Raw genomic sequence first — 8,621 nt, forward strand, 5'->3', positions numbered from 1 at the left:
ATACAAATTATATAACAAAAGATAACGATTATTATTTCTATCAAAATTTAATGGGAGGACAAATTCAATTAGTGAAGCTAGTACCAGAAGAAGTAATGCGGGTTGGGGCAATATACATAGGTAGGACAGGGATTATTATCCTCCTAATCTCGATTTTACTTACGATTCTTCTCTCCATTCTCGTTTCAAATCAGGTTGCAAAACCGATTGTTTCCTTATCGAGAAAAATGGATCAGGTAGGAGAAAATAATTTTAATGTTCAAATCGAAACGAGACGCACAGATGAAATTGGTCATCTTCAACGAAAATATAAAGAAATGATTACTAGAATTAAAGATTTAATAGAGAAGGATTATAAGCGTGAAATGGAAAACCGGGATGCACAATTTCTTGCATTACAATCGCAAATTAATCCACATTTTTTATTTAATACACTTCAAGTTATCTCTGGAATGGCATTAAAGAATAAAGCGAAGGACATCTATGAGATGACACAAAAGCTTGCGTTCATGTTTCGCTATATAACCGATAAGCGAGGAGATCTCGTGCGAATGAAGGAAGAGGTCAACCATTTAAATAATTATTTATATATACAAAAGGTGAGATTTGGAGAAAACCTCTCTATCCAGCTTTTTGTCGATGGGGCTGTAAAAGAGGGACTCATTCCCTTATTAACACTTCAGCCGATTATTGAAAACTCATTTAAACATGGATTTGAATCTAAGCTTGAAAAGGCAGAATTAAAAATCGATATTCAAATGGTTTTTGATGAAATTGAAATCGCTATCATAGATAATGGAGTCGGTATGTCAGAACAAATATTAGCAGAAGTAAGAGAAAAACTTATTTTTGATACGGATACACAGCATCGAAGTATTGGGCTGCGAAATGTAAATAATCGAATCAAATTATATTTTGGTAAAGAATACGGAATAGAGATAGATAGTGAGCAATCAGATTTTACTAAGGTAATAGTGAGAATTCCTTATCGAAATGGGAGTGAACTAAGTGAGCACTTTATTAATCGTAGATGATGAAAGCTGGGCAAGAGAATCAGTGAAAGCGTTAATAAATCATGATGAAATTGGGATTACACAAATAATTGAGGCGACTAATGGAATGGAGGCAATAGAGTTTATTAATTCATTAAAGCCTGATTTTATTATAACAGATATGAAAATGCCTGGTATGGATGGAATTCGTTTACTAGATATATTAGTGAAGGAATACCCTGACATTTTGGCGATTGTCCTGAGCGGCTATCAGGATTTCATGTATACAAGGCAAGCGATTAAGTCTGGGGTTATTGAATATTTACCAAAGCCTGTAGATGAAACGGAACTAAATGATGCATTAAGAAAAGCAATTTTTACGAAACGGAAAAAACAAGAGCAACAAATAGGATATCCATTTTTAATTGGTGATTTCATTGAACTTGAGGAACTAATTAGCCCGTTTCGTCGCACACTTTCCTTCTCTTTTAAAGAACTTAATGCAACGCAACTCTCGAATAGTGTAAACCACTTTATTCCTAAAGTTGATGCTCGATTAAGGCATGATTCTTCTTTCATCGCCTATTTACACCAGTTGTTTTTAATAGTACTTGAAGAGATGCTAAAGGAGCATAAAGTGAAACTTGAAGATGTCGGCTTAAATTGGAATCAATTATGTTATCAAGGGAAGAGAACATTTGAGGATGAAATAACGTTTCTTCAGCAAATTGGTGAACAAGTAATTATTGCAATTGATACTATTCGTAAGCAAAAATCAAAAATTAATTTGGATGAAATTAAACAATACATTGATGACAACTTTACATTAATGAATATGTCACTTGATGTTATTGCGAAGAAATATTTTGTAAGTAAGGAATATTTAACAACAGCGTTTAAGAAAAAGTACGGCTGTAATGTGACAGAATATATTATTTCAAGCCGTATGGAAATGGCAAAGCAACTCATTTTAACAACGACATTACAATATAAGTCAATCGCAGAAATGGTGGGATATGAAGATGTTTCATACTTTTATCGAGTATTCAAAAAGTATTATGGGACTTCACCAGGGAAAATCAGAAAAAATTAAAATAATACAAATGTAAGCGTTAAAATAGTCAATTCCGTTAAATGAAATATCCAATTATGATAAAAACAGAAAGGGGAGTTGAAAATGAAAAAAGCGCTTACATTGATAGTGGCATCGATTTTCTTTGTTGGTTTGTTAGCTGGTTGTAACTCTAGTAGCTCTACAAACAGTGGTGAAGGTGGAGAGGGAGAAAAAGTAGAATTAAAGGTATTTATTGGACAGCCTCGTTTTAAGGAGCAATATGAAACATATATCGACCAGTTTGTTAAAAAACAAAAAGAAGAAAAAGGTCGTGAAGTAACAGTCAAACTTGAATTACCGAGTGTAAATGAAGCAGACCAGCTGCTGAAAACACGTCTTGCTTCAGGGGATAGTCCAGATGTTTTTGCGATTCATGCAATAAACGATATTCCAGTATATGATAAAGCAGGTTACTTAGAAGATTTAACAGGGGAACCATTCGTTGATAAGCTTTATGACACAGTTAAACCAATGGTAACAAGAAATGATAAAGTTCTTGCAGTACCACTTGAAACACTTCAATGGGGCTTTCTCTATAACAAGGATATTTTTGAAGAGAATGGGATTGAAGTTCCAAAAACATTAACAGAAATGAAAGCGGTTATAAAATCGCTAGAAGATAAAGGGATTACACCATTTATTAGAGCTTATAAGGATTCGTATATACCACAGCTATTCCTACCATTAACTGTAGGAGCATTAGAAAGCACGACAAATAAAGGCTTTATTGACAAAATGAATAAAGACGAGGCTTCATTTGCTGAATTAGAAGGAATGTTTGACATCATTGATCTTGTTCATGCTCATGGAACAGACCGCCCATTTGAAGTAGGTCAGGACCAAGGTGCAGCTGCATTTGCCAGCGGTCAAGCAGCGATGTGGGTTCAAGGACCGTGGATGGCTGAATCAATGTTAGCAACGAATGAAAATTTTAATTTCGGTGTTGCTCCACTTCCGATAAATGATGATGAAAATGCAACACTTATTAACTTAGGTGCATCAACATCTTTAGCTGTTTCAAAGGTTAGTAAAGTAAAAGATGTTGCGAAGGATTTCGTAAATTATATTTTAGATGATAAAGATTCGAGTGCATTTTATGAAAGCTTAGGCTTTAACCCGATTTCTGATATTCATACGTTTGAAACATATCCATGGTTAGAGGAATCATCAAAGTATGTAGCTGAAGGTAAAGTATATGAAGATCCAACTATGCCATCTGCAGTTAAGTCACAGTCTGAAAAATTACTACAAAGCTATTATGCTGATGATATTTCGCAGGAAGAGGTAATTGAAGGGTTAGACAGAGCATGGCAAGAAGCAAATAAGGTGAACAACTAACTACTAATAAAGTGAAAGACAGTTTAAATAGCTGTCTTTCATTCTATAGCGCAATAAATGCTTGATTGAAAGGGTGAGAGTTATGCCGGTTACAGAGCTAAAAACGTCTGTTAAAGAAGCCGTTTCGACGAAAAAAACACTATTCAATAGGAAACATTTAAGCTTAATTCTATTTGTCCTACCTGCATTCGTTTTTTACCTTATCTTCCTGTTCATTCCAACAGTTGGGGCGGGAATATACAGCTTTACAGATTGGAACGGTTTAAATCAATCGTATAACTTTGTTGGAATAAGTAATTATATTGAAGCATTTCAAGATGATAAAGCGTTTAGGCATTCGTTTATATTTACGTTAAAATATACAATCTTCGTATTTATCATACAAAATGTCGTTGCATTATTTTTAGCATTATTAATTGAATCTAGAAGAAAGTCAAAAGGCTTTTTCAGAACAATTTTCTTCATGCCTAATATGATTAGCTTGATTATTTCCTCATTTATGTTCTCGTTTATTTTTACAAATGTTTTTCCAGAGCTATCAAAGCAAGCGGTGTTCTCAATTTTAGACCAGTCTTGGATTGGTGATCCTAAGGTTTCCTTTTACTCGATATTGATTGTCTCGCTATGGCAGGGGATTGGCTATATGATGGTCATTTATATGGCAGCTCTACAAGGTGTTCCAAAACAATTAAAAGAGGCAGCGATGATTGATGGAGCAAATATATTCCAAAGAGTCACTCATGTCATTCTTCCAATGATTATGCATGCGATTACGATTTGTTCATTTTTAACATTAAATGGAGCGTTTAAAGTATTTGATGTTGTCTATGCATTAACGCAAGGGGGACCTGGAACTTCTACTCAAGTAATGGCGTTGAATATTTACGAGGAAGCATTCTCGAATAATTTCAGATTTGGCTATGCAAATGCGAAAGCAATGATTCTATTTCTCGTCGTCTTAGTGATTACGTTAATCCAAGTAAGTGTGCTAAAACGCAAGGAGGTAGAAGCATGAGAAAAAATGTTCCGTTATCGATTACGATTAATCTTATTTTAACTGTTTGTGCAGTTATCTCGTTTTTCCCGATTTATATGGCCATTATTAACTCGTTTAAAACACAAGTAGAAATTTTTACTTCTGTATTAGCTTTTCCGACATCATTTTCCTTTGAAAATTATATTGGTGTTTTCGAAGAGTTAAATTTACTTGGTAGTGCGTTTAATACATTGATTGTAACTGTCATTGGGTTAGCGGGAATAGTCTTTTGCGGCTCACTTGCTGGTTATAAATTAGCAAGAACATCTGGGAAGCTTAGTGGATTGTTCTTTATGCTATTTATTGCTTCAATGCTCGTTCCATTCCATTCAATTATGATTACGTTAAGTCAAATGGCAAAAGGTCTTGGCTTACAAGGCTCATTATATGGACTTGGATTAATTTATATAGGTCTCGGTGTAAATATGGCTGTTTTTCTTTACCATGGATTTGTGAAATCGATTCCGAAAGAGCTAGAGGAAGCAGCGAAAATTGATGGCTGTAATGATTTTCAAATTTTCATTCGGATTATTTTCCCATTACTGAAACCAATTACAGCAACGATATTAGTTCTTAACGTTTTATGGCTATGGAATGATTTTCTTTTGCCGCTAATCATGCTAACAGATGTAAATAATTATACGTTAATGTTATCGATTAACTCGTTATTCGGACAATATGTCGCAGATTGGCCAAAAATTTTAGCAGCACTCGTGTTAACAGCACTTCCAGTTATTGTGTTCTATGGCTTTTTCCAAAAATATATTCTCGATGGAATTGCAGATGGGGCGATTAAATAAGGAGAGATAAGTAATGAAGAAATTATTATATGGTGTTGCTTATTATGATGAATATATGCCGTATGAACGGCTTGAGACAGACATTCAAATGATGAAGGAAGCAGGCATCAATGTTGTTAGAATTGCTGAATCAACGTGGAGCACACATGAACCGCAAAATGGGATATTTGACTTTCGCTCAGTAAGTCGAGTGCTTGATGCGATGTATAAAGCAGATATTCAAGTTATCGTTGGCACCCCAACTTATGCGGTACCAACTTGGATGGTAAAGGAGCATCCTGAAGTATTAGCTATTACAAAGAACGGACCTAAGGAATATGGGGCAAGACAAATTATGGATATTACAAATCCTACTTACCTGTTTTATGCAGAAAGAATCATTAGAAAATTGATGGACCATGTAAAGGATCATCCAGCAATAATCGGTTATCAAATTGATAATGAAACAAAGCACTATGATACAAGTGGACCGAATGTCCAGCAGAGATTTATCAAATATTTAAAAGAGAAATTTAAAACAACAGACGCATTAAATGATGAGTTTGGTCTTGCCTATTGGAGTAATAATGTCAATGCTTGGGAAGATATGCCTTCAGTTATTGCAACAATAAATGGTAGCCTCGGTGCCGAGTTTTCAAAATTTCAACGAAAGCTTGTCGACGACTTTTTGGCATGGCAGGTTGAAATTGTTAAGGAATATCGAAAGGAAGGACAGTTTATCACACAAAACTTTGACTTTGAATGGAGAGGCTATTCCTATGGTATCCAGCCAAATGTTAATCATTTTTCTGCCTCAAAGCCATTCGATATCACAGGTGTAGATATTTATCACCCATCACAGGAAGATTTAACAGGGATTGAAATTTCCTTCGGAGGTGATGTTGCTCGTTCAACAAAACAGCAAAATTATCTTGTCGTTGAAACCGAGGCACAAGCCTTTTCAAATTGGACACCCTTTCCAGGACAACTTCGGTTGCAAGCGTTTAGTCATCTTGCATCTGGGGCAAATATGGTTTCTTATTGGCATTGGCATTCTATTCATAACTCCTTTGAAACTTATTGGAAGGGATTATTAAGTCATGATTTACAGCCTAATCCTGTTTATCATGAGGCGAAAACAATCGGGGCCGATTTTAAGCGCTTATCAGCAAAGTTAATTAATTTAAAAAAGAAAAACAAAACAGCAATTCTTGTTAGTAACGAGTCTTTAACAGGGCTAAGTTGGTTTAAGTTTAATCACCATTCTGAGTTAAATTATAACGATATTGTCCGACTTATTTATGATGAACTTTATAAAATAAATGTTGAGGTCGATATCATACATTCTGAAACAGACAATCTAGCAGACTATTCCTTGATTATCGTACCTTGTTTGTATGTTGCTTCAGATGAATTATTAGAAAGACTTAATCAATATGTATATAACGGCGGCCATGCGGTATTCACCTTCAAGTCTGGGTTTACAAATGAAAATCTAAAGGTAAGAACTAGCTCACAACCTGGAATTATTGAAAAAGCATGTGGTGTTCAATACCAAATGTTTGTAGAACCTAAAAATGTGAAGCTAACAAATCATTCATATGATATAGCTGAAGATAATAATGAAGTTCATACGTGGATGGAGCTGCTCACTCCGACAACAGCAAAAGTACTTGCTACATATGACCATCCAGCATGGGGAGAGTATGCAGCGATCACTTGTAATGAATACGGCAAAGGGTTTGCCACATATGTGGGCTGTATTGTTTCAAGCGAGACAATGTCTGAGATATTAATAGATGCAGTTAAGCGGGCAAATATATGGAGACAGGAACAACAATTTCGGTTTCCCGTTATTATTAAAAGTGGTTTAAATGATGCTGGTCATGAAATGAAGTATTTCTTTAATTACTCATTTGAAGAACAAAGCTTTGCTTATCCATTTCATGAAAGCGTTGAATTACTAGAAGATGTAACCTATCAAAATGAGGAAATGATTAAGATAAGTCCTTGGTCATTTAAAATTTTTGAAGTGAAGGAAAGGGGGAGAACCAATAAGTAATAAATGGATTTCAACGAGAAAAACACAACATTTGGTGTGAGTGATATTGCCTTGGAGTGGTATAGCCTAAATGAAGAGCGAAATATACATGTTCATTAGAAGCAGAATCATTTCATACAATTGTATTTGAATAAATATGAGAAAGAGGAGATTAGATGAAGGGAATTCCAGTTGCTATTCAAATGTTTACGTTACGTGATGAAAGTGAAAAGGATTTTGCTGCTACGTTGAAGAAGGTGGCAGAACTAGGATTCGATGGTGTTGAATTTGCTGGGTTCGGAAACCTAACTGCAAGTGAAGTAAAATCTTTATTAGATGAATATCAGCTACAAGCAGCATCAAGCCATGTTCCACTTGAACAATTAAAAGCAAATCTACCAAATGTGATTGAAGAGCAAAAAATAATTGGTAGTAACTATATCGTTTGTCCATATCTATTGCCGGAACAACGAGCGGAAAAGGATTACAAAGAGCTAATCCCATTATTAAATCAGATTGGTGAAGCATGCTATCGTGAAGGTATAACGTTTTGTTATCATAATCATGACTTTGAGCTTGAAAAACTTTCAGATGGCAGAACAGCTTTACAAGCGATTTTAAACGATACAAATCCTGATTATGTTAAAGCAGAATTTGATATTTATTGGCTGACAAAGGCTGGTCAACAACCGGTAGAATGGATGAATGAGTATCAAAATCGAACACCTCTTGTTCATTTAAAGGATATGACATTAGACGAAGAGAAATTTTTTGCTGAACTTGGAACCGGTGGTGTTGATTTAGAAGCAGTGTTACAACTTGGAGAGAAAAATGAGGTCAAATGGTGGGTCGTTGAACAGGACATGACGAAAAGAACACCATTTGAAAGTATTGAAATAAGTATTCAATATTTGAAATCTAAATTACCGTATTTAGTTTAAAAGAATAAGTCGTTACAGTTTAAGGATATCATGACTCTAAATAAAATCATTTCGGATTAAGTAATGTAAATCTTTAAAAATATTCAAAAAATCTACTTGAAGCGTTCATAAGAGTTTGATAAAATGAAATCAATCAAAAAGACTATGTGTAACTGGCGAAACACGGATCACCGTGAGGGAGCACATAGTGTCGTAGCCGTTCGCCTGGGCAGAGGTAGGGAAGTTTTTTCCTTACCTCTTTCTGTTTGTTAGGGGATGATATTTTAAGTTGAAATTACGGAAAAATTGCCTTATTGTAGTATAATACAAATATTCTTAAAATTTAAAATTAACACAAAGGAAAGAGGAGAAATCTAAATGAGTACTACAACGTTAGAAAC

The 8,621-nt window shown here is 34.7% G+C and carries 7 protein-coding genes and 1 riboswitch; all 7 genes read left to right on the top strand.

Going from position 1 to position 8,621, the window contains the following annotated elements; translation table 11 throughout:
* A partial coding sequence (locus HU235_RS15880; RefSeq protein WP_174880835.1) for a sensor histidine kinase occupies positions 1 to 1,034 on the top strand: 1,034 nt, incomplete at its 5' end.
* A complete protein-coding gene (locus HU235_RS15885) occupies positions 1,009 to 2,085 on the top strand; it encodes a response regulator transcription factor (protein ID WP_174880836.1) in 1,077 nt (358 codons plus the stop codon). The genes HU235_RS15880 and HU235_RS15885, both read left to right, overlap by 26 nt.
* Positions 2,086 to 2,169: 84 nt before the next feature.
* Positions 2,170 to 3,444, top strand: coding sequence for an ABC transporter substrate-binding protein (locus tag HU235_RS15890; RefSeq protein WP_095300238.1), 1,275 nt, complete (start codon positions 2,170 to 2,172; stop codon positions 3,442 to 3,444).
* Positions 3,445 to 3,526: 82 nt separating this feature from the next.
* On the top strand, positions 3,527 to 4,459 hold the full coding sequence (locus tag HU235_RS15895; RefSeq protein WP_174880837.1) for a carbohydrate ABC transporter permease: 933 nt from the start codon (positions 3,527 to 3,529) through the stop codon (positions 4,457 to 4,459).
* Positions 4,456 to 5,280, top strand: coding sequence for a carbohydrate ABC transporter permease (locus HU235_RS15900; RefSeq protein ID WP_174880838.1), 825 nt, complete (start codon positions 4,456 to 4,458; stop codon positions 5,278 to 5,280). The genes HU235_RS15895 and HU235_RS15900 overlap by 4 nt, the downstream gene beginning before the upstream one ends.
* A 13-nt stretch (positions 5,281 to 5,293) precedes the next feature.
* On the top strand, positions 5,294 to 7,321 hold the full coding sequence (locus tag HU235_RS15905) for a beta-galactosidase (RefSeq protein ID WP_174880839.1): 2,028 nt from the start codon (positions 5,294 to 5,296) through the stop codon (positions 7,319 to 7,321).
* 155 nt (positions 7,322 to 7,476) lie between these two features.
* The gene (locus HU235_RS15910) at positions 7,477 to 8,241 is read left to right on the top strand and encodes a sugar phosphate isomerase/epimerase family protein (RefSeq protein WP_095300234.1); all 765 of its coding nucleotides are present in this window, start codon (positions 7,477 to 7,479) and stop codon (positions 8,239 to 8,241) included.
* Positions 8,242 to 8,379: 138 nt separating this feature from the next.
* A riboswitch (ZMP/ZTP riboswitch) is annotated at positions 8,380 to 8,458 on the top strand.
* Positions 8,459 to 8,621 lie beyond the last annotated feature (163 nt).

The sequence above is a fragment of the Metabacillus niabensis genome (assembly GCF_902829255.1).
Lineage (GTDB): Bacteria > Bacillota > Bacilli > Bacillales > Bacillaceae > Metabacillus > Metabacillus niabensis.

Excerpts from the sequence above, each read along its gene's own strand:
- HU235_RS15890 (WP_095300238.1), top strand. The coding sequence starts at position 2,170 with ATGAAAAAAGCGCTTACATTGATAGTGGCATCGATTTTCTTTGTTGGT.
- HU235_RS15895 (WP_174880837.1), top strand. The coding sequence starts at position 3,527 with ATGCCGGTTACAGAGCTAAAAACGTCTGTTAAAGAAGCCGTTTCGACG.
- HU235_RS15900 (WP_174880838.1), top strand. The coding sequence starts at position 4,456 with ATGAGAAAAAATGTTCCGTTATCGATTACGATTAATCTTATTTTAACT.
- HU235_RS15905 (WP_174880839.1), top strand. The coding sequence starts at position 5,294 with ATGAAGAAATTATTATATGGTGTTGCTTATTATGATGAATATATGCCG.
- HU235_RS15910 (WP_095300234.1), top strand. The coding sequence starts at position 7,477 with ATGAAGGGAATTCCAGTTGCTATTCAAATGTTTACGTTACGTGATGAA.